Annotated in this window: 18 protein-coding genes; 5 read left to right on the top strand and 13 right to left on the bottom strand. The window is 38.4% G+C overall.

The window, feature by feature from the left end:
- Positions 1-94: 94 nt before the first annotated feature.
- Both CBF35_RS07540 and CBF35_RS07535 read left to right on the top strand, forming a co-directional pair.
- Positions 95-382 (top strand): hypothetical protein, encoded by a 288-nt coding sequence (locus tag CBF35_RS07540; protein WP_126779712.1) that lies wholly within the window; start codon positions 95-97, stop codon positions 380-382.
- 115 nt (positions 383-497) lie between these two features.
- Positions 498-863 (top strand): VOC family protein, encoded by a 366-nt coding sequence (locus tag CBF35_RS07535; RefSeq protein ID WP_126779709.1) that lies wholly within the window; start codon positions 498-500, stop codon positions 861-863.
- A gap of 43 nt (positions 864-906) precedes the next feature.
- Here CBF35_RS07535 and asnS read toward each other — a convergent pair whose 3' ends face one another.
- From asnS to CBF35_RS07515, 4 genes are all read right to left on the bottom strand, one after another.
- Positions 907-2,205, bottom strand: coding sequence for an asparagine--tRNA ligase (gene asnS / locus CBF35_RS07530; RefSeq protein ID WP_126779707.1), 1,299 nt, complete (start codon positions 2,203-2,205; stop codon positions 907-909).
- 44 nt (positions 2,206-2,249) lie between these two features.
- Positions 2,250-3,437: a pyridoxal phosphate-dependent aminotransferase gene (locus tag CBF35_RS07525; RefSeq protein ID WP_126779705.1), complete on the bottom strand. Its 1,188-nt coding sequence runs from the start codon at positions 3,435-3,437 to the stop codon at positions 2,250-2,252.
- Between the two features lie 25 nt (positions 3,438-3,462).
- Entirely contained in the window at positions 3,463-3,939 is a 477-nt protein-coding gene (locus tag CBF35_RS07520) for a cell wall elongation regulator TseB-like domain-containing protein (protein WP_126779703.1), read from the bottom strand.
- A gap of 76 nt (positions 3,940-4,015) precedes the next feature.
- Positions 4,016-6,805, bottom strand: coding sequence for a helicase C-terminal domain-containing protein (locus tag CBF35_RS07515; protein WP_126779701.1), 2,790 nt, complete (start codon positions 6,803-6,805; stop codon positions 4,016-4,018).
- Positions 6,806-7,058: 253 nt separating this feature from the next.
- Between CBF35_RS07515 and CBF35_RS07510 the strand changes: the two genes are divergently transcribed.
- The gene (locus CBF35_RS07510; protein WP_126779699.1) at positions 7,059-8,492 is read left to right on the top strand and encodes a 6-phospho-beta-glucosidase; all 1,434 of its coding nucleotides are present in this window, start codon (positions 7,059-7,061) and stop codon (positions 8,490-8,492) included.
- A gap of 119 nt (positions 8,493-8,611) precedes the next feature.
- The gene (locus tag CBF35_RS07505) at positions 8,612-9,052 is read left to right on the top strand and encodes a universal stress protein (protein ID WP_126779697.1); all 441 of its coding nucleotides are present in this window, start codon (positions 8,612-8,614) and stop codon (positions 9,050-9,052) included.
- A 37-nt stretch (positions 9,053-9,089) separates the two neighbouring features.
- On the opposite strand, the gene CBF35_RS07500 is transcribed toward CBF35_RS07505, so the two are convergent.
- The 5 genes from CBF35_RS07500 to CBF35_RS07480 form a co-directional block, all read right to left on the bottom strand.
- Positions 9,090-9,626 (bottom strand): helix-turn-helix domain-containing protein, encoded by a 537-nt coding sequence (locus CBF35_RS07500; protein WP_126779695.1) that lies wholly within the window; start codon positions 9,624-9,626, stop codon positions 9,090-9,092.
- 246 nt (positions 9,627-9,872) lie between these two features.
- Entirely contained in the window at positions 9,873-10,787 is a 915-nt protein-coding gene (locus CBF35_RS07495; protein WP_170174742.1) for a DUF975 family protein, read from the bottom strand.
- Between the two features lie 80 nt (positions 10,788-10,867).
- Positions 10,868-12,073 (bottom strand): chloride channel protein, encoded by a 1,206-nt coding sequence (locus tag CBF35_RS07490; RefSeq protein WP_126779691.1) that lies wholly within the window; start codon positions 12,071-12,073, stop codon positions 10,868-10,870.
- Between the two features lie 39 nt (positions 12,074-12,112).
- Positions 12,113-12,865: an HAD-IIB family hydrolase gene (locus CBF35_RS07485; protein WP_170174741.1), complete on the bottom strand. Its 753-nt coding sequence runs from the start codon at positions 12,863-12,865 to the stop codon at positions 12,113-12,115.
- Positions 12,866-12,882: 17 nt separating this feature from the next.
- A complete protein-coding gene (locus CBF35_RS07480; protein ID WP_126779687.1) occupies positions 12,883-13,362 on the bottom strand; it encodes a GNAT family N-acetyltransferase in 480 nt (159 codons plus the stop codon).
- 185 nt (positions 13,363-13,547) lie between these two features.
- Between CBF35_RS07480 and CBF35_RS07475 the strand changes: the two genes are divergently transcribed.
- Positions 13,548-14,348: an HNH endonuclease gene (locus CBF35_RS07475; RefSeq protein WP_126779685.1), complete on the top strand. Its 801-nt coding sequence runs from the start codon at positions 13,548-13,550 to the stop codon at positions 14,346-14,348.
- On the opposite strand, the gene CBF35_RS07470 is transcribed toward CBF35_RS07475, so the two are convergent.
- The 4 genes from CBF35_RS07470 to dprA form a co-directional block, all read right to left on the bottom strand.
- Positions 14,341-14,847 (bottom strand): hypothetical protein, encoded by a 507-nt coding sequence (locus tag CBF35_RS07470; RefSeq protein ID WP_126779683.1) that lies wholly within the window; start codon positions 14,845-14,847, stop codon positions 14,341-14,343. The genes CBF35_RS07475 and CBF35_RS07470 overlap by 8 nt on opposite strands.
- 122 nt (positions 14,848-14,969) lie before the next feature.
- Positions 14,970-16,274 (bottom strand): FADH(2)-oxidizing methylenetetrahydrofolate--tRNA-(uracil(54)-C(5))-methyltransferase TrmFO, encoded by a 1,305-nt coding sequence (gene trmFO, locus CBF35_RS07465; RefSeq protein WP_126779681.1) that lies wholly within the window; start codon positions 16,272-16,274, stop codon positions 14,970-14,972.
- Between the two features lie 72 nt (positions 16,275-16,346).
- The gene (gene topA, locus CBF35_RS07460; protein WP_126779679.1) at positions 16,347-18,425 is read right to left on the bottom strand and encodes a type I DNA topoisomerase; all 2,079 of its coding nucleotides are present in this window, start codon (positions 18,423-18,425) and stop codon (positions 16,347-16,349) included.
- A 114-nt stretch (positions 18,426-18,539) separates the two neighbouring features.
- Positions 18,540-19,418: a DNA-processing protein DprA gene (dprA, locus tag CBF35_RS07455; protein ID WP_126779677.1), complete on the bottom strand. Its 879-nt coding sequence runs from the start codon at positions 19,416-19,418 to the stop codon at positions 18,540-18,542.
- Positions 19,419-19,580 lie beyond the last annotated feature (162 nt).

Below are 19,580 nucleotides of genomic sequence, written 5' to 3'. Positions count from 1 at the left end.
CCCCCTTGTCATTAGGAAATAAGTCTTAAGACGGATAGTTTTCTGACTGTCCTTATCGTATACTTAAATTATTAAATCTAAAGGATGTGTTAGTATGTTACTAGCTACTCAAAAATCAAACTATTCGCTGACAACCTTGACATCATTGAGTTTCGCCTTTAGTTCTCTCGGACTTTTCATTTGTTCTTGGTCACTGATGGCCCCTCAAGTCGGCTTGTTTCAGTTACTCTTTAGCGCAACGGTGCTACTGCTCTCAACTTCTGAAATTATCAAAAAAAATAATCGCCTCTTAAATGGGGTCGCCTTACTGATCATTTTGTTGCCGTTTGTTTTTTATTTATTGTTAGGCCTCTTTACTTTATTAAGTCATAACATCTACTAATATGTCACCGCTGCTGAGATTACTCAGCGGCTTTTTTGATAATGATCTAAGCAAAAGTGTTTACTTTTTTATTTTTTTTAGCTAAATTAAAGTTATCAACTTAAGGAGCTGACTGATGATTAAAGAAATAACCATCATGCTTTACGTGACTAACGTTAAAGCCACCGCCACTTTTTGGCAAACTTATTTAGAGTTTGAAGTAATCCAAGAACTAGAAATTGAAGGCTACCCGTCGATTGTTTTATCTACAGGACAAGGATTTAATTTACAGTTATTCGCCAGTGACTTTATTCAAAAATTCTCGCCAGAAGTTAGCTTAGCGCCTCCTTCTTTGTTACTGACAACCGAAGATATTCACGGACTCCACGGCAAAATGGCTACTAGTGACTATTTTGTAAGTGAGTTAAGCCAACGAGGCGACAAATTGGTTTTTAACTTCGCTGACAATGAAAATCGTTATTTTGCAGTGACTAGTCTTTAAAACAAAAAACCAACTTCTTTAAAAGAAGTTGGTTTTTTTATTTTTATGGGTAAATTCTGTGTAATAAACGTGGGAATGGACTAGCTTCACGGACATGTTCTGTGCCAGAAATCCATGTCACTGTGCGTTCTAGACCTAAACCAAAACCAGAGTGAGGAACTGCTCCGTATTTTTGTAAATCTAAATACCAAGCGTAATCTGCTTCATTTAGACCGTCTTTCTCGATTTGATCAAGGACGTAGTCGTAACCAACAGCACGTTCACTACCACCGATAATTTCGCCGTAACCTTCAGGGGCGATTAAATCGGCACGAATCACAACATCATCACGATCTGGATGAGGCTTCATGTAAAATGGGCTCATTGATTTTGGATAGTTTAAAATGAAAACTGGTTTATTAAAGTTATTCGCAATAAAGGTTTCATGTGGTGATCCAAAGTCATCTCCCCATTTAACATCGTCAAAGCCGTTCTCTTGTAATAAAGTCACCGCATCATCGTAGGAAATACGTGGGAATGGCAACTCAGTGTAAGATTTTAATAGCTCTTTGTCACGTCCTAAAACGTCTAAAGCGTAATCACAGTTATCTAAACAAGCTTGGACCATAAAGGCCACGTATTGTTCTTGAATTTCTAAACTTTCATCATGTTCAACGAAAGCCATCTCTGGTTCCATCATCCAAAATTCTGTTAAATGACGGCGGGTTTTTGATTTTTCAGCTCTAAATGTTGGGCCGAATGAGAATACTTTTCCAAAAGCCATTGCTGCTGCTTCTAAGTATAATTGACCTGTTTGTGATAAATAGGCTTCTTGACCAAAATAGTCCGTACTGAACAATTCAGTGGTACCTTCTGGCGCACTACTAGTTAAGATTGGTGGGTCAATTTTAATAAAGCCACGAGTATTGAAAAACTCGTAAGTTGCGCGAATTAATTCGTTACGGATTTGCATAATCGCATGTTGTTTGCTTGAACGTAACCATAAGTGACGGTGATCCATTAAGAAATCAGTGCCGTGCTCTTTTGGTGTAATTGGGTACTCATGACTTTCACCAACGACTTCAATCCCGGAAACGCCAATTTCATAACCGAATTTTGAGCGTGTGTCCTCACGGATTTCGCCAGTAATAATAACTGAGGTTTCTTGGTTTAATGATTTAGCTGTTTCAAAGATTTCTTCAGCAACTTCCGCCTTAACTACGACACCTTGGAAATAGGCTGAGCCATCTCTTAATTGTAAGAAGGCAATTTTTCCACTTGAGCGTTTATTAGCGATCCAGCCTCCAATTTGAACTGTTTCTCCTACATGATCTTTTGAATCAATGATTCTAATTCTTTCCATTGATGTCTCTCCATTCTATCATTTCAACTTATCTACAAAAGATATTATTGTTGTTTTTTATCAATAAAAGCGGCCATCCGTCTGACAGCCTCTTCTAATGTCTCTAAATCAGTTGCGTAACTAATACGCAAGTTTTCTGGTGCTCCAAAGCCAGCGCCGGTGACAACTGCTACGCCGGCTTCCATCAACAAGCCTTCAACGAAGGCGTTAATGTCTGAATAGCCACAAAGGTCCATTGTTTCTTTAACATTTGGAAACAAGTAAAAAGCCCCTTGGGGTTTTGTTAACTTAAAGCCTGGTAATGCTACCATTTGCGGGTAAATTTTATTTAAGCGTTCTTCAAACGCTTGACGCATCGTTTCCACTGAACTTTGGTTGCCATTTAAGGCTTCTAAAGCCGCATACTGGCTAACAGCTGAACAGTTACTTGTGGCTTGGGAAGCAATATCAATAATCGCTCCAATGATTTCAGCATCACCTAAGACGTAGCCAATGCGCCAACCGGTCATCGAATAACTTTTCGACACCCCATTCACGACGATTGTTTGCTTTTCAATGGCTGGTGATAAACTAGCAATCGGGGTAAAGACATTACCATTATAGACTAGTTTACCGTAAATATCATCTGCAATAATCAAAATATTTTTCGCAACAGCCCATTCGCCAATGGCTAAGAGCTCTGAGCGAGAATAAATCGAACCAGTTGGATTAGAAGGGGTATTTAAAATAAAGGCTTTCGTTTTCGGTGTCAAGGCGGCTTCTAATTGTTCCACTGTAATTTTAAAATCATTGCTTTGAGCTGTTTCCACGAAGATCGGCTGACCTTCAGCAAGCTTGACTTGTTCCCCGTAACTCACCCAATAAGGGACTGGAATAATCACTTCATCCCCTTTGTTTAAAATCCCTTGAAATAAGGCATAAAGACCAAATTTGGCACCGTCAGTCACAACAACTTGGTTCATTTGATACTCAATGCCATAATCTTTTTTCGTTCGTTCGATGACTGCTCGGCGCAATTCTGGAATCCCCGCAGCCGGCGTATAAAAACTAGCTTTGCCATTATCGATGGAGGCAATCGCTGCTTGCCGAATATGTGATGGGGTCATAAAATCTGGTTCACCTAAAGTTAAACTAACAATGTCATGGCCAGCTGCCGCTAATTCTTTCGCCTTCGCTGAAGCAGCTAAGGTGACTGATGGTTCTAATTGCTGAGCTCTCGTTGATAATACCATACTATCCCTCATTTCTTAGGTTATATTAAACATTTTTAATGATATCGATGACTTTACCCGATTCAAAATCTACTAAGTAATAATCCATGCCATTGTTTTCATTTTGGGCAACAACTTCCCACGTTGGTAGGTCGTCAATCATCCCTAAATTAATCTTAACAATTTTATTAGGGTTTTCCGCTTCAATAATTTTCGTTAAGACGTCATTTTCACTTAGACCGCTCTTTTGATCTAAAACAGTCACTTTTTCGCCATCTTGAGGTACGATTACAATTATTTGCTCTTCTTTAGCCGTCGTTCCCATCAGTGTAAAATAAGTTTTTTCACGGGTATACCAGTAGAACTTATCGACTTTCTTTAAATCCGTTAGTTCCTCAGCAATCCCAATGGCTTCTTTTTTGGCCCGGTACATCGGTCGATTAGCTCGCACTAAAAAAAAGATTGAACAAAAGATAAAAATCGCTAACACTAAACTTAAAGACGCTAATACTTTATTTTTCAAATGAAAACTCCTCATAAATATTCTTGTTGTTAATTATAACAGAATTTTTTCAAACTTGTGATTAGAACGCTAGAAATTAAAGAAATTCTTGAATATCTGCTAAGGTTTCTGTCAAACTTAATTCCAACAAAGGCAAATCAGCCGGTAAAGCTTTAATCATTCTTTGACCATACTTCGCTTTCACTAAGCGCCGATCAAGAACAATCAATACCCCTTTATCTTCTTCTGAACGAATTAAACGACCTAAGCCTTGACGCAAACGTAAAGACGCTTTCGGCAGTGCATACTTACTAAAGGAATCAATGCCATTGTCTTTCAGAAATTGATACTTCTCTTTCACAAAGGGCCGTTCCGGTGATTCGAATGGCAAGCGAGCCACAATAATAATTTCTAGGGCTTGACCGGGAATATCAACACCTTCCCAAAATGAGTCTGTTCCTAATAAAATATTGTGATTTGAATTAACAAAGCGTTTCATAATTTTTTCCCGAGAGCCAGATATCCCTTGCCCGAGAACTTCAATTCCTTCTAACAATAACTGATAATGGATTTTTTGGTAGACTTTTTGCAACATCTCATGGGAACTGAATAAAACCAAAATCGATTTATGTTCTTGGCGAGCTAATTTTTGGACTGTTTGACTAATAAAATCAACGAACTGGCTAGAGTTAAGCTCTTTAAATCCTGAAGTTTCAGTAGGAACATACAGACGGGCTTGTTGACTATAATCATACGTACTTGGTAACGACTTAAAGGGAATGTAATCAATCCCTAAATTACGGGCCAAATATTGCGTATCTTTTCCAATTCTGATCGTGCCGCCTGTATATAAAATTTTAGAAAAACGGTGATACCAGACACTTTCTTCGGCAATCGAAGCGGTGAAATCACTGTAATAAGCTGTGATTTGTTGGTTTTTCTCACTTAAGCGGCACCATTTAACGACATTACTGGCGGTGCCATTACTAAATAAGTTAACAAAACGTTTGATTTCTCCCAGTTGCCCAACATCTTCTAACCATTCCGATAAGACTAATTGTTCTGAAGGCGTCCACTTATCTAACTCCTTTAAAAATTGGCCTTGGAGCAACTCATAAAGTTCCACACCTTCTTTTAATAATAAACTAAATTGTTCCAAGTCTTTTCGGGTGTAAACTGGCATATTCGCAAGTAATTCGTTAGAAATTAAGACTTCTTCTTCGTACTGATAGTTATGATCAATCAGGAGCCCTTCCACGATGTCTTGCTTCAGTTCTGCTAAAGTCGTCACACTCTCGTCAATAATTAGTTCCAAAGAACGAATAGTCTTTTGCCATTCAGGCTGTTGTTGCAACTCTTTTAATTTTTCCGAGCGACCGTCTTCATTCAACATTTGATTTAATTGCTTAGTCACTTGATAATCATTCAACTGCATAAAACCTGAGCGTTGGGCAATTTCTGATAAATGATGGGCTTCATCAATGATTAAATAATGACTTTTCGGCAGTAACGGTTTTTCCCGGTAGTTCTCTTGACATAAAAAGGCGTGATTGATCACAATCACATTTGACTGAGCCATTTTCTTTTGTAAATGGCGCCAAAAGTCGACTTCGTAAAAGGCTGAGACTTTCGATAAAAAGGCCTCCCCTTTATGTTTAATCTGCTTAAAGAAAAGGTGATTCAACGTCGTTAAATTAAGTTCATCTAAATCTCCAGTTTCGGTTTCGGTTAACCAAACTAAGACTCCCATTTGATACAAGGCGTACTGTTTCTGTTTCGTTGGTTCTTGTAAAGTCGCTTCAAAACGGTCTAAATCAATAAAATGCTGGTGACTTTTAACTAAAGTCGCCACTAAACTCCCTGGTCTAATTTGATTAACTTGGGCCACATCTTTTTCTACAAGCTGACTTTCTAGCAATAAAGAGACTGTGCTAATCACAACTGGCTGTTCTGGTGTTGCTAAATAACTAAGTGGCAACAAATAACCAAAGGTTTTGCCACTACCAGTTGATGCTTCAATGGCTAAATTTTTATGCTCCAAAGACTGATTAGCCGTGTTCTCTGTCGGGTTAAAAAAATCATAGACCATGTTCATCATCTTACTTTGATTTTGACGGTAATCAAAGTGTTGGCCGTAAAGTTTTTCTTTACTCCCTTTATTTTTAGGAAAGGTTTGATTGGCTAAGCCATAATAATCAAATGACTGAACTATTTTTTTGCGAATGGCTAAGCCTTTAATAATTTGGATTCCTGAGGCTAACGACTTGTTAGTTTCCCGCTGTTCAGCTGCAATGCCTTTAATATATTCTCCGGTTTCCATGCCACACTGATCCGCTAAAGGGATAATTTTTTCCATTGTCACTAATGGCAAGTCTTTCATTTTTTCCGTAATTAACAACAATATTTCCCCAGTCACTTCGGCATCACTGTCTGCTTGATGAGGCCGATCGTGACTAATACCGTACTGCTCCGCTAAGTCACCTAAGCGGAAACTCGCTGATGTTGGTAAAAAGATTTGCGCTAATTCAACAGTATCAATCCCAGGATTAGTTAAGGGCTGTTCACCACAACGAACCAGTTCTTTACTTAAAAATTGGTAGTCGAAGTAAATATTGTGTGCCACAAAAATACAATTTTCTAGCATTTGACTAATTTTACTTGCCACATCTTCTAAATAAGGGGCTTGAGCCACTTGCTGATTGCTAATGCCCGTTAAATTTTCTATTTGTTTAGAGATTTTTATTTTAGGATTAATGTCTTGGGCAAAACTTGAAATAATCTGCCCCTCTTTAATAAAGACACAACCAAATTGAATGATCCGATCTTCTTTGGGATTAGTGCCAGTTGTTTCAATATCAACAACTGCATAAATATCCTTAGTATTCACTAGTTTTCCCTCTTTTCTATTACGATAAACACGTCACAAATCAAATTATACCTATTTTCACCTTAGATTTCATCTTATTCTGAAATAATTTACTTTTTAACCTTTGCTTTCTTTTAAAAGAACTTGTTTTTTTGAAAAAAACAAGTCATAAAAGCTGATTGTCCTTATTTTACACCCGTATTTTATGCTAAAATAAAGGCGGATGGTTAAGCTTCTCTAGGTAACCACTTTAGATTTGAAGGGAGTTTATGTTATGACAACGAGTAATTTTCAAGATGATTTTTTATGGGGTGGCGCAGTAGCCGCTAACCAATGTGAAGGCGCTTTTGACGTCGATGGTAAAGGGTTATCACCGGTTGATGTCTTACCAGACGTTCATCACGGTCGTTGGGACGCTTTAATGAACCCTACAAAGGCCTTAGAGACAGATTACGGCTTTTACCCAAGTCATGAGTCTATCGACTTCTACCACCGTTACAAAGAAGATTTAGCGTTAATGGCTGAAATGGGCTTTAAAACTTTCAGAACATCTATTTGTTGGGCGCGGATTTTTCCAAATGGTGATGAAACCGAACCAAATGAAGCTGGGCTAAAATTTTACGATGATTTGTTTAACGAATGCCAACGTTTAGGTATGGAACCCCTCGTTACAATTCAACATTTTGATACACCTGTGGCTTTAATGACTAAATACGGCGGTTGGAAAAACCGAAAACTAATCGACTTTTATTTAAATTACTGTGACGTTGTCTTTAAGCGTTACAAAGACAATGTTAAGTATTGGTTAACATTCAACGAGATCAATATGATTTTACATATCCCTTTCTTTGGTGGCGGCTTAGACTTAACGAATGAGGAAAACCCTGAAGAAGTTAAATATCAAAGTGCTCACCACCAATTAGTCGCTTCAGCTATGGCAACTAAACTAGGACACAGCATCAACCCTGATTTCCAAATCGGCTGTATGTTAGCCGCTGGGGCAACTTACCCTAACACTTGTGCACCTGAGGATGTTTGGAAATCTTTAGAAGCTGACCGTGAAGGTTACTTCTTTATTGACGTTCAAGCTCGCGGCTACTACCCAAGTTACAGCAAACGATTCTTTAAAGAGAACAACATTACTTTAGAGATTGCTGAAGGTGATTTAGAAGTCATGAAAGAAAATACTGTTGACTTTATTTCTTTCAGCTACTACTCTTCTCGTTTGACTAGTGCTGATCCAAAAGTCAATGAAGAGACAGAAGGAAATGTCTTCGCCTCACTGAAAAATCCGTACTTAAAAGCCAGTGAATGGGGTTGGCAAATTGACCCTCTTGGTTTAAGAACGACGATGAACCAAATATACGACCGTTATCAAAAACCTCTTTTCGTAGTTGAAAATGGCTTAGGTGCTAAAGACGTCGTTGAAGCTGACGGTTCTATTATTGATGATTACCGCATTGCCTACTTACGTGAACACATTCGCGAAATGGGCGAAGCCATTGCCGATGGCGTGGAATGTTTAGGTTACACTACTTGGGGCTGTATTGACTTAGTCAGTGCCGGTTCAGGTGAAATGAGTAAACGTTACGGCTTTATCTACGTTGATCGAGATAATGACGGTAACGGAACCTTAAACCGCAGCAAGAAAAAATCTTTTGACTGGTACAAAAAAGTCATCGCTTCTAACGGTCTTAACTTAGATTAATAATTATATCCAAAAAGAGCTGATTCGATAATCAGCTCTTTTTTAGAAGTTAAATGTAAACCTTTTCACATCCCTGTGTTATAATAAAGGCAAGAACTAGTTGAAGGAGGTTGTTGAAAATGTTAGCAAATTACCAACACATCTTAGTTGCCAATGACGGCTCAGAAAATGCCCTTTTAGCCTTTCAAGAAGCGGTGGAAATCGCCAAGAGAAATGAGGCTACGTTGTATATTTTACGAGTTGTCGATACCCGCTTAGATCCATTTGCCCCCTATATTATTGAAGGGGTTCTAGAAGAACAATTAGAAGAAGCTAAAGAAGACATGCTTAAACTAGCAGACCTAGCCAAAGAAAAAGGGGTCGCTCAAGCTGTTCCTTTAGTTAAGCAAGGACAACCTCGCGATATTATTACTAATAAAGTGCCAGAAAAGTACGACATCGATTTAATCGTGATTGGTGCTACTGGTAAAACGGGCTTAGATAAACTTTGGATTGGTTCAACAACTAATTATGTCGTTAACCACGCTAAAGGTAATGTTCTCGTCATTCGGAATAAATAACTAATAAGCAGATTAGCTAAGAGCTAATCTGCTTATTTTAATAGGTTAAACTTTTCAAACTAACTTCAATTTCATTCTGAGACAGCCTTTTAAAGTCATAAGTAGCAATTAATTGGCGTTTGATTTTTGCAGTTTCGGCAGTAAGGCTTTTGTCTTGAAAATCCCAAAATTTGTTTAGTAAGTTTTCAAAAATCCGACCAGTTCCGTTACTCCCTAAGTCAAAACCTAAGCGTTCGGTTTCAGACAACTGGGTTTTAGAAATAGCCAAGATTGCTTGATAGACTTCCCCTGTAGCAATAAATCTGGGGGTTTTTGATTCCATGGCTATTTTTAATTCCTGAAAATTAACTGCTCGATAGATTTCTCGGCTTTTTTCAATCGCAATTAATTCATCGAGAACTTCGCCTGGACTTTCCGTCATAACTTGACTTAAAGCGATTAAGACTTTACCAGAATAAGATTCAGCAGCTTTTTTGTTGGCACTATATAAGGTTTGTTGTGAAATACCAGACTGTTTTGCTACATCGTAGCGGGTTAGCTGTCGTTTTTTTAACAAAATATCCATCAAATTCATCTAACTTCCTCCTTTTACTCTCCCTTATACTATAACATATTTTAGTAAAAAATATCATTTTAATAAACAGAAAAAAAACCACCGTAATGACATACGGTGGAAATGAAGGTTGTTGTTACTCTTTAAAAGAGTAAGTATGAAAACCAATTCGGGATAACTGGCATATAAGTATCATACGTCTTAGAAATAAAAAACCGCTGTTTATCTTATGTGCCGCCTCTAAAAATCAGATGAGAAAACCTTCATCTAAAAGCTAGTCCACTCATCGGCTTCTGTCACGATTTCAGGATTTTCTGCTGATTCACCTGACTTAGTGTAACGATCTTTTGAGAGATCACGGTAAAATGCTGCTTTTGTTAAATTGCGATAAGGATTTAAGAATAAATAACCTAAACCTAAAGTCGCCCATGACAAGAGTGTCCAGCCGATAAAACTCAAATCAATGTAGAATAAACGGCCTTTATGACCTTGCATCATTAATTTACTTTCAGTAATATAGTTGTTTGCTGATAAACCTTGAGTATCGGTATGCTCTGATAAATCCTTATAAATAAAGAATGACTGTGAATAAGCATAACCTTTAACAATTCCTGGTATCACAAAGAGTAACGACCATAAGTAGATAAAGAATGAACTTAACAATTGAATTAAAACTAATGGCACAAAATCCCGACCATTAAACATTCTGAATTGGTCATTACTTGGGTTAATTTGACGTCTTGGGTTTCTCAAAACTTCTAAGAACGTAAAAGAAATTCCAATTGTTAAGAAACTTAAAATAACGCTAAAGCCCGTTCTGAGAACGAAATTAACTGAGGTACTACCTGAAGCCACCCCATCAAAAAAATCTGATGATGAAAATTCATTATTTACTGAAAATTCATTCTGGTCTTCCCAATTATCTTCATCATCCCAAATTGTATCCCCGTCTTCAAAAAGATCTTCGAATTGTTCGGTTTGACTCATTGTTTGACTACTCGATTCAAAATTTTCAAAAAAGACAACTGCCGCGACTAAACTAATCCCTAAAACTAGTAAGACACCCCACACGGCTAAGATATTCAACACTGATGGCACGATATTTAAAAATACGGCGTCTTTCCAACGCCCTTTTAAAGCTTCTTTTGCTTCCGCTTTAAGTTGAGAACTTGTTTTATACATTTTTTCTCCTCCAAAAATAGTTATTCTTAATTCTATCATAAAAATATTCAGAACCAAAGAATTATTCGTTTAACGAACGTTTATGATATTTTCCTTAGCTGACTTTCATAAATCCCTTTTTTACCAGAAGCTAAGACACTGATAAATGACCCAAGTAAGAACCAACCAGCAGCCGTGACCCCAAATAACTCAAGAGCCATGAAAAAACTGGCAACTGGGGTTTTAGTCGCACCTGCAAAAACTGAAACAAAACCTAAGCCAGCGACAAATCCTACAGGCAGCTGACTGAGCTGACCTAAAAGACTACCTAAGGAGGCGCCGATTTCAAATAAAGGGGTCACTTCCCCTCCTTGGAACCCTGCTCCTAAAGATAGAACTGTGAAAATAAATTTATTTAAGAAATCGAAAGTTGGTTGGCTTCCTTGAAAAGAGTCACTTAAAATTGGTAGACTTAAACCTAAATAACGACTAGTACCATAGCTCCCTGCTAACAATAACACTAAACACGCCCCAAAACCAATCCGAAGAACCTCATTTACAATCAACTTCTGATAAAGTTTTTTGATAAAGCTCACAGAAAAAGCAAAAAACCGACTAACTAGGCCAAAAATCACACTAAAAACAAGGACGTAACCGAAGACCCGCAAAGTTGTTTGGGGAACTTCCCCAAGTTGGTACAGACTATGAGTCGCCCCGGCTAATGTAGCGACGCGATTAGCTATCAAGGCTGTTAATAAACTAACGACTAAAGATGTGCCTTTGAATTTAGCTCTTTTCAACACTTCAAAACTAAAAATCGCCCCTGCCACTGGTGTGCCAAAGACTGCACTAAAGCCGCCGCTAATCCCACAAATTATTAATAGCCAGCGGTCTTTTTGATTGACTCGGAAAAGCTTTCCCGTAGCTTCCGCTAAAGCCCCCCCCATTTGAACAGCCGTACCTTCTCGGCCAACTGAACCACCAAATAGATGGGTAGTAATCGTCCCGAATAAAGTCAAAGGTAACATTTGCCATGGGACATTTCCAGTTGCGCCTTGACCTTGGCGAATCACTAAGTTATTGCCACCTAAACTTTCCCGACTATATTTTAAATACAGATGCATAAACAACATCCCACTCAGGGGTAGAAAAAGAATAATCCAGAGGTTAGCTTCTCTAATCTTAGTAACTAGTGCTAAACTCATTAAAAAGAAACTTGCTAACAAGCCAATGCCAGTACCGATTACTAAAGATATACTTGTCCATTTAAACAGTTCTTTGACTGTTTTTTCAAGCTGCTTAGCCATCTCCTTTTCCCCTCCTTGAAGAAACTAACTCCCGCCTTTTTAAGAAGGGAGTAACAACTCTTTTAATAACTTGATGATTGCCTGAGGACTCTCAGATAAGTGATAATCACAAATTTCTTGGATTGCTTGATTATCGCCAATTGCCACACTAACGGTTCCTTGACGAAGCATTTCAACATCGTTGTGATCATTACCAAAAGCAATGTATTCTTCTGATCCAAACAGTTTTTTTAAAGCACTGGCTTTATTAACTCCTTGATTAGTAAAATCTAAACACTTTTCACGAGGGTAACAGGTACAAGTGACGGATAAGTGTTGTAAATCAGTCAAGACTTGTTCTTGGCTAGGATAATTAGCAAGTAAGATTTTAATTGGGTCCTTAATTTCGTCTAAATCCCGTTTTCGCCCTTGCTTTAAGACATCAATTTTACTACTTAAATGAGCTAAGGAGGGACCATGTAAGGCATAATCCCATGCTTCATCAACTAAATAGTCTAAGTTTTTTTCTTTGATGTACTTGATTAAAAACTGGCTATCAGCCGGTGCCAAATAGTTCAACCATTGACACTTCCCCTGATAATAGAGCATCGTGCCGTTACCGCCAATTAAATAAGTCTCGCTTAATTCAGCGGGCAATAAAGGTAAAATATCTCTGACTGGTCGGGCCGAAGCGAAAATCAAACGATGTTCTGGCTGGCGATAAATAGCTGTCCTTAAAAAGTCTGTTAAAACTGTTGCAATGGTTTGACCGTCGTAACAAATCGTGCCATCTAAATCAAATACAACGTTCATCTCCAGCATCCTTCCCTTTAACGACTTAATCGATACAAACTAATTTGGTAATCTTTTTTAGGGAAGTCCCCAATAAATTGCCCCCGATTTTTTTCATAAAACCCACGTAGCTTAGTATTACTTGTGGCACAATCTAAGAAAATATTAGCTTGATTATAAATTGATAAATCATAACAATGACTTAATATTTTAGTTCCTAAGCCCATTCCTTGAAACTCCGGGACAATCGCAATGTGATTTAAATATAAACTGCGGTCGACTGACCCTAAGTAAGTTAATTCCGGTGCGGGCCTTAAAAAGAACACACCGATAATTTCCGGTTCATTGACAATTAGATTAACGTTGCCTAAGCCAACTTCTTTAACTATTTGATCTTGTTGCCAAGGGTAGCCCCATTGCTTATTGCCCTTTTCTAACAAGTCTAAGGTGACTTGATTTAATAAACGGGTAACACTCGTTGCTTCTGATAATTTTGCTAATCTAATTTTAGTTTTCATTGATATCTCCTTCAATACTAAAACACAAACTTCTTTTAAGTTAGAGTTAAAATAAAAATAAACACTTATCCAGTATAAACCATGACAAAATTAATGCAATCTGTATTTAAGATTATTTAGTCTTTCTTCATTTTCCTTTGAATGTTAAACTAGTACCATTGAAGACTTAGAAAGGAAGATTTCCCTTGAAGTATCTCCGGATAAAACCACTTGGTGCCTATTGCCCCAAGTGTGGTCGTAAGTTAGAATTGCTGCTACCAGAAGAAGCAACTAAGACCTTGGCCCAGTTTGCCATTTGTTTTAAATGTCGAAAAGTTCACCAGTTCAAGGTTGGCGAACTAAGTCTGACGACTAGTTTAAAAACCTTGTCTGATGAACGCCGCCAGAGCCTTAAAACCCTTGTGACAGCCTTACCAGATAAATTTCAGTACAAAGCTCACGGCAGTCAACTGCGCTTATCGAAAGAATCAACGACTTATCAACGGAGTTGGCTAAGTTTAGGGGCTTATGAAAAAGCCTTTGGTGAAGCCGCCCCTGCCAGTAACGCCGATTTTCGCTTGACTAAAAATAATTGTAAATGGTGTGGCTTAAAGTTAACTCCGCCTCGTCGCTCCTTTTGTAAAGATAGTTGTTCCCGGGCTTATGGCAAAGCGACTTATTTCAAACGGAGTTTAGCTGCCTTGCCTTATCGGATTGCTTGCCGGGATGACTTTTATTGCCGGGTGACTGGCGAAGATTTAGCCCAACGTAACAAGTTTGGCGTCAGGATCCCAGCAAGTAATGGCACGTTAGAAATTCATCATTTAATTTTCGTCTCTGAAGGTGGCAGTGATCACGAGTCTAATTTAATTACTATTTCCCAAGAGCTTCATCGCCGATATCACCAAGGAGAGCAACAAGCCTGTCAGGAAATTGACGGGATAAAAAACGCTCAGTTAACTTTATACAGTTCCTTAATGAAAGCAAAAACCAACAGCCTTAGCTAGGAGGCTGTTGGTTTTTCATTTGATTCACTTTCAGGATGATGAGCACTGCTGGAATTGCCCAACAGCAGTTTAAGATAATCGTTGATAAAAACAAACTACCATTTAATGACACCCCACCGACTAACAAGCTGACGATCACCGCTAAGACAATCTTACTTAAATGTAAGTAATAAGGCCACATCACTAGTGGCAAGCCTTGTCGAAGTTTATTAAGATTTTGAACGAAGGCCGTTAAGATCACTAGACTTAAAACTAAGATTAAGAGTGAGTAGCCTCGATACAACGGGGTAATCATCAAAGCTAAAGATTGCTCCATCGTTTTGATTAAAGCTGGGTCACTGACTTTACTGATACTTTCATTGACTTGCTGAAGTTGTTTTGTCGAATCGAGCAAGGCCGGTAAGCCCATAATCCCAATAACTCCCCCTAAGCCACCGAAAATGACTAAAATCATATTCCAAAAACGTAATGTTTTAATTAGTTTTCCTTGGTTATTCATGAATTCATTCCTTTTCCTTTGTTAATTTACTCTTCATGTCACTTTTCATTTTAACCTTATTCAGTAACCAGTACAAGGCACAAAAAAAGTTAAGAAATGATTCTTAACTTTTTGAGGTGACTTTATTTATTTTTTAAAACTTCAGCTGTCGCCGCTAAAGCACGGTCGGAAATAGCTGTGTAACGTTCTTTCTTATCTTTAATCTTCGCTGGTAACTCAGGGAAAATGCCAAAGTTAGCATTCATCGGTTGGAAATGCTTGCCCGCTGTATGAGTGATGTAATACGCCATACTGCCAACAGCCGTTTCCCGTGGGAAAGTTAACAGCTCCTCACCTTTAGCCATCTTAGCAGCATTGATTCCTGCTACCATGCCACTAGCGGCACTTTCAACATAACCTTCCACCCCTGTCATTTGACCGGCAAAGAACAAATTAGACCGTTTACGTGATTGGTACGTCGGTTCTAACAATTCTGGTGAATTCATAAAGGTGTTGCGATGCATGACACCATAACGAACAATCTCAGCATTTTCAAGACCTGGAATCATGCGAATAATTCGTTTTTGCTCCCCCCATTTTAAATGAGTTTGGAAGCCGACAATGTTGTATAGTGAGGCTGCTGCATCATCTTGTCGCAATTGAATCACTGCATGTGGCCGTTTATCCGTTTTAGGATCTTCTAAGCCCACTGGTTTTAACGGACCAAAGAGCATTGTTTTTTCCCCACGGTTAGCCATCACTTCGATTGGCATACACCCTTCAAAGAATTTTTCTTTTTCAAATTCTTTTAACGGGGCAACTTCTGCCGTAATTAATTCTTTACGGAAAGCCATAAACTCTTCTTCATTCATAGGACAATTTAAATAGGCCGCTTCCCCTTTGTCATATCGTGATTTCAAATAGACTTTTTCCATATCAATAGAACTTTTTTCAATAATCGGTGCTGCTGCATCGTAAAAGTAAAGACCTTTTGACTCTGTAAACTCAGAGATCTCATTAGCCAAAGCTTCTGCTGTTAAAGGTCCTGTGGCAATAATCGTAATCCCCTCAGGAATACTAGTAACTTCTTCATCAATCACCTTAATGTTCGGATGATTGCGCAACCGTTCCGTAATCAACGCTGAAAAATTGTCTCGATCAACGGCTAAAGCCCCACCGGCTGGTACAGCTGTTTGGTCGGCAGAATTAATAATAATCGAATTAAAACGACGCATTTCTTCTTTTAATAAACCTACGGCATTGGTGACATTGTTTGCTCTTAAAGAATTGGAACAAACTAACTCGGCAAAATTTTCAGTATGATGGGCTGGGGATTTTTTCAATTTCCGCATTTCATATAAATTAACTTGGACACCTGCTTCAGCAGCTTGCCATGCGGCCTCACTACCTGCTAATCCTGCTCCAATAATATTTACGACTTCTGTCATTTTGTCAGCTCCTTTATTAATCAAGAATACGACAGCTCCATTATTGGAACCGTCGCATCGTATTTTAAATGTTTATTTTTGAATGTCTTCCTTATAATCACAGTCACTACAGATGACTTGTTTGCCACCTTTGACTTTTTTCTCAACTAAGTATTTTTCACATTTCGGACAATTACGGCCAATCGGTTTATCCCATGAGGTAAACTCACATTCTGGGTAACGACCACAGCCATAGAATAGACGGTTCTTCTTAGATTTACGTTCAATGACTTCACCTTCACTACAAGTCGGACATTTAACGCCAATCTCTTTAACAATCGCCTTCGTATTGCGACAGTCCGGGAAATTACTACAGGCGTAAAACTTGCCGTAACGCCCAAGTTTTATAACCATTGGATTTCCACATTCTTCACAATCAAAACCAGCTGGTTCATCTTTGATTTGAATTTTTTCCATATTCGTTTCGGCTTTTTCTAATTCAATTGCGAAAGGTTTATAGAAGCGATCAACCACATCGACCCAATGTTCTTGAGCTTCGGCGATTTTATCTAAATCTTTCTCCATTTGAGCGGTAAAGTTTTCATCGACGATTTGTGGGAAGAACTCAACGATTAACCCATTGACGATTTCTCCAAGTTCAGTTGGTTCGAAACGTTTACTAACTAGCTTAACGTAATAACGTCGTTGAATCGTCTCTAAGGTCGGCGCATAAGTTGAAGGACGACCTACGCCGTTCTCTTCCAAGGTTTTAATTAAAGTTGCTTCACTGAATCGGGCTGGTGGTTGAGTGAAGTGTTGTTTTTCCTCTAAGTCAGCAGCAATGACAACTTCCCCTTCTTCCAAATCAGGTAAAATATTTTCTTTTTCTTCTTTGCCTTCATCATTGCCTTCAATGTAGACTTTCATAAAGCCATGAAATTTAATTTTTGAGCCATTAGCAATAAAAGTAACGCCGTTTTGCAAAAGATTAACGCGCATTGTGTCTAAAACAGCTGGTGTCATCTGACTTGCGACTACACGAGACCATATTAGGCTGTACAACTTAAATTGGTCCTTGTCTAACCGTTCTTTAATCGATTCTGGTGTTCTCATGACACTTGAGGGTCTAATCGCCTCATGGGCGTCCTGAGCCCCTTTTTCATTCTTCTTCGTTTCTTTAAAGCCAATAGCATACTCTTTACCATAGGTTTCTTCAATAAAGCTAGCTGCTTCATTTTTACAAACATCTGACAAACGAGTTGAGTCCGTACGCATATACGTAATTAAACCAACTGTCCCCTCTTTACCAAGGTTAATTCCTTCATAAAGTTGTTGGGCAACCATCATTGTTTTCCGAGTTCTAAAATTTAACTTACGAGCAGCTTCTTGTTGCATGCTACTCGTTGTAAATGGTTTAGCCGGATTACGTTTCCGTTCTTTTTTAGTAATTTTCTCAACTGTATAATCTCGAGACGTTAGGCGTTCTGTCACTGATTTGACATCATCAGCATTAGCCAATTTCATTTTTTTACCATCGACGCCGTAAAAAGCGGCTTTGAATTTTTTGCGTTTCTTTAAGAAATCGCCATTAATGCTCCAGTATTCTTCTGGTTCAAAAGCCTTAATCTCTTCTTCACGGTCCATAATAATTTTTAACGCCACCGATTGAACACGGCCAGCACTTAAGCCTTTTTTAACTTTCTTCCATAGTAGTGGACTAATTGAATAACCTACTAAGCGGTCTAAAATACGACGAGCTTGTTGGGCGTCAACTAAATCAACATTAATTGAGCGTGGTTCTTTAAAAGCGGCTTTGACAGCATCTTTCGTAATTTCGTTGAAAACAACGCGATTTTGATCTTCTAAATCTAATCCAAGTAAGAAAGCTAAATGCCAAGCAATTGCTTCCCCTTCTCTATCCGGGTCACTTGCGAGATAGACTTTTTGGGCTTTTTTAGCATATTTCTTTAGTTCCTTAATGACTGGACCTTTACCCCGAATTGAAATGTAGTGTGGATCATAATTATTTTCAGTATCCACGCCCATCTTACTTTTCGGTAAATCTCTAATATGACCAACACTGGCCACTACTTTGTAATTACGTCCTAAATATTTTTCAATTGTCTTTGCTTTGGCTGGTGATTCCACGATCACTAAGTATTTATATGCCATGTAGTTAACTACCACCTTTTTCAATAAACTCATTATATTTGATAAATCGGCTATTCATATTACGAATCGTTTCAATCTTATGCCATATTGTAAGGGTTTGTCAACATTTGTTCTCTAATTCATAAAATCTTTACAATTAAATGGGTACTCTTCTAAGATATCTTGAGCCTTTCTTACACACTTCGCCCCTTGCTGAATCAGCTGGATTGGGCCGATTGATTCTTCGGAATGAATATCCCCTGGCACGGCAAAAACTTCCCGACCAGCTTCTAAGGCTAATTGAGCTGTTATTAAACTGCCACTAGACTCCTTAGCTTCAATAATACATGTGCCGGCTGTGATCCCGGCAATGATCCGATTACGAGCGGGAAAGTGATAAGGTTTTGGCGGGCTGTCTCGTGAGTATTCACTTACTAGTAAGTGAGCTTTTCCTAGATAGTCTTGAAGCCGGAAGTTTTCCTGAGGGTAAGTCACGTTTAGTCCCGAGCCGATGATGCCGATTGTTTTGCCTTTTTGATAAATCGTTTGTTGATGAGCATACGTATCAACCCCTCTAGCTAAACCACTAACGATTGTTAAGTTATGAGCGACTAAGCTTGGAACTAAGCTGCCAATGACACGTTTGCCATAATCTGTCATTTTCCGTGAACCAACAATGGCGATACTAGGCTCTTTTAATAACTGGATATTACCTTGATAAAACAAGGCCGCCGGCGGGTTATAGACTTCTTTTAAAGGCTCTGGATAGTCTTGGTCGATAATCGTCACCATGCCGCAATCGCTAGAGAGTTCCACACCATTTGCTTGAGAGTCATATAAGCTAGCTTCAACAAGTTGCCGTTTCTCTTGAGGAATCTTGACTAATGCAGCAAGTTCAGCAAAAGTAAGTTCTGTTTGAGCAGTCGTTAAACAGTGCTCAATTATTTTTAAGAGACTTAGATTGCTAATACCTTGAGTGTGTTTTAAGTGGTAAATAAACGTTTTTAAATTCATAAAAAAGCCCCTCATTTCTACGTATTAGTAAAAAATGGCTGTATAATTTTTGGTGTGGATGAAGAAATTCATTCACGCCTATTTTTACACAAAAAAATAGAAACATATGAACTTTCCAGTTAGAATAAAGTTGCTAAGACCAATTCAGGGAGGAAGATTCAT

Source organism: Vagococcus salmoninarum (assembly GCF_003987495.1).
Classification (GTDB): domain Bacteria; phylum Bacillota; class Bacilli; order Lactobacillales; family Vagococcaceae; genus Vagococcus_D; species Vagococcus_D salmoninarum.
Note: the sequence above shows the minus strand (reverse complement) of the source record. Positions and strands in the feature narration are given on the sequence as shown.

What these genes read in the sequence shown, in the direction of transcription:
- CBF35_RS07470 (WP_126779683.1), bottom strand. Translation starts at nt 14,847, where the DNA reads ATGAATAACCAAGGAAAACTAATTAAAACATTACGTTTTTGGAATATG.
- dprA (WP_126779677.1), bottom strand. Translation starts at nt 19,418, where the DNA reads ATGAATTTAAAAACGTTTATTTACCACTTAAAACACACTCAAGGTATT.
- trmFO (WP_126779681.1), bottom strand. Translation starts at nt 16,274, where the DNA reads ATGACAGAAGTCGTAAATATTATTGGAGCAGGATTAGCAGGTAGTGAG.
- CBF35_RS07480 (WP_126779687.1), bottom strand. Translation starts at nt 13,362, where the DNA reads ATGAAAACTAAAATTAGATTAGCAAAATTATCAGAAGCAACGAGTGTT.
- CBF35_RS07495 (WP_170174742.1), bottom strand. Translation starts at nt 10,787, where the DNA reads ATGTATAAAACAAGTTCTCAACTTAAAGCGGAAGCAAAAGAAGCTTTA.
- CBF35_RS07540 (WP_126779712.1), top strand. Translation starts at nt 95, where the DNA reads ATGTTACTAGCTACTCAAAAATCAAACTATTCGCTGACAACCTTGACA.
- CBF35_RS07525 (WP_126779705.1), bottom strand. Translation starts at nt 3,437, where the DNA reads ATGGTATTATCAACGAGAGCTCAGCAATTAGAACCATCAGTCACCTTA.
- CBF35_RS07505 (WP_126779697.1), top strand. Translation starts at nt 8,612, where the DNA reads ATGTTAGCAAATTACCAACACATCTTAGTTGCCAATGACGGCTCAGAA.
- CBF35_RS07510 (WP_126779699.1), top strand. Translation starts at nt 7,059, where the DNA reads ATGACAACGAGTAATTTTCAAGATGATTTTTTATGGGGTGGCGCAGTA.
- CBF35_RS07535 (WP_126779709.1), top strand. Translation starts at nt 498, where the DNA reads ATGATTAAAGAAATAACCATCATGCTTTACGTGACTAACGTTAAAGCC.
- topA (WP_126779679.1), bottom strand. Translation starts at nt 18,425, where the DNA reads ATGGCATATAAATACTTAGTGATCGTGGAATCACCAGCCAAAGCAAAG.
- CBF35_RS07490 (WP_126779691.1), bottom strand. Translation starts at nt 12,073, where the DNA reads ATGGCTAAGCAGCTTGAAAAAACAGTCAAAGAACTGTTTAAATGGACA.
- CBF35_RS07485 (WP_170174741.1), bottom strand. Translation starts at nt 12,865, where the DNA reads ATGAACGTTGTATTTGATTTAGATGGCACGATTTGTTACGACGGTCAA.
- asnS (WP_126779707.1), bottom strand. Translation starts at nt 2,205, where the DNA reads ATGGAAAGAATTAGAATCATTGATTCAAAAGATCATGTAGGAGAAACA.
- CBF35_RS07500 (WP_126779695.1), bottom strand. Translation starts at nt 9,626, where the DNA reads ATGAATTTGATGGATATTTTGTTAAAAAAACGACAGCTAACCCGCTAC.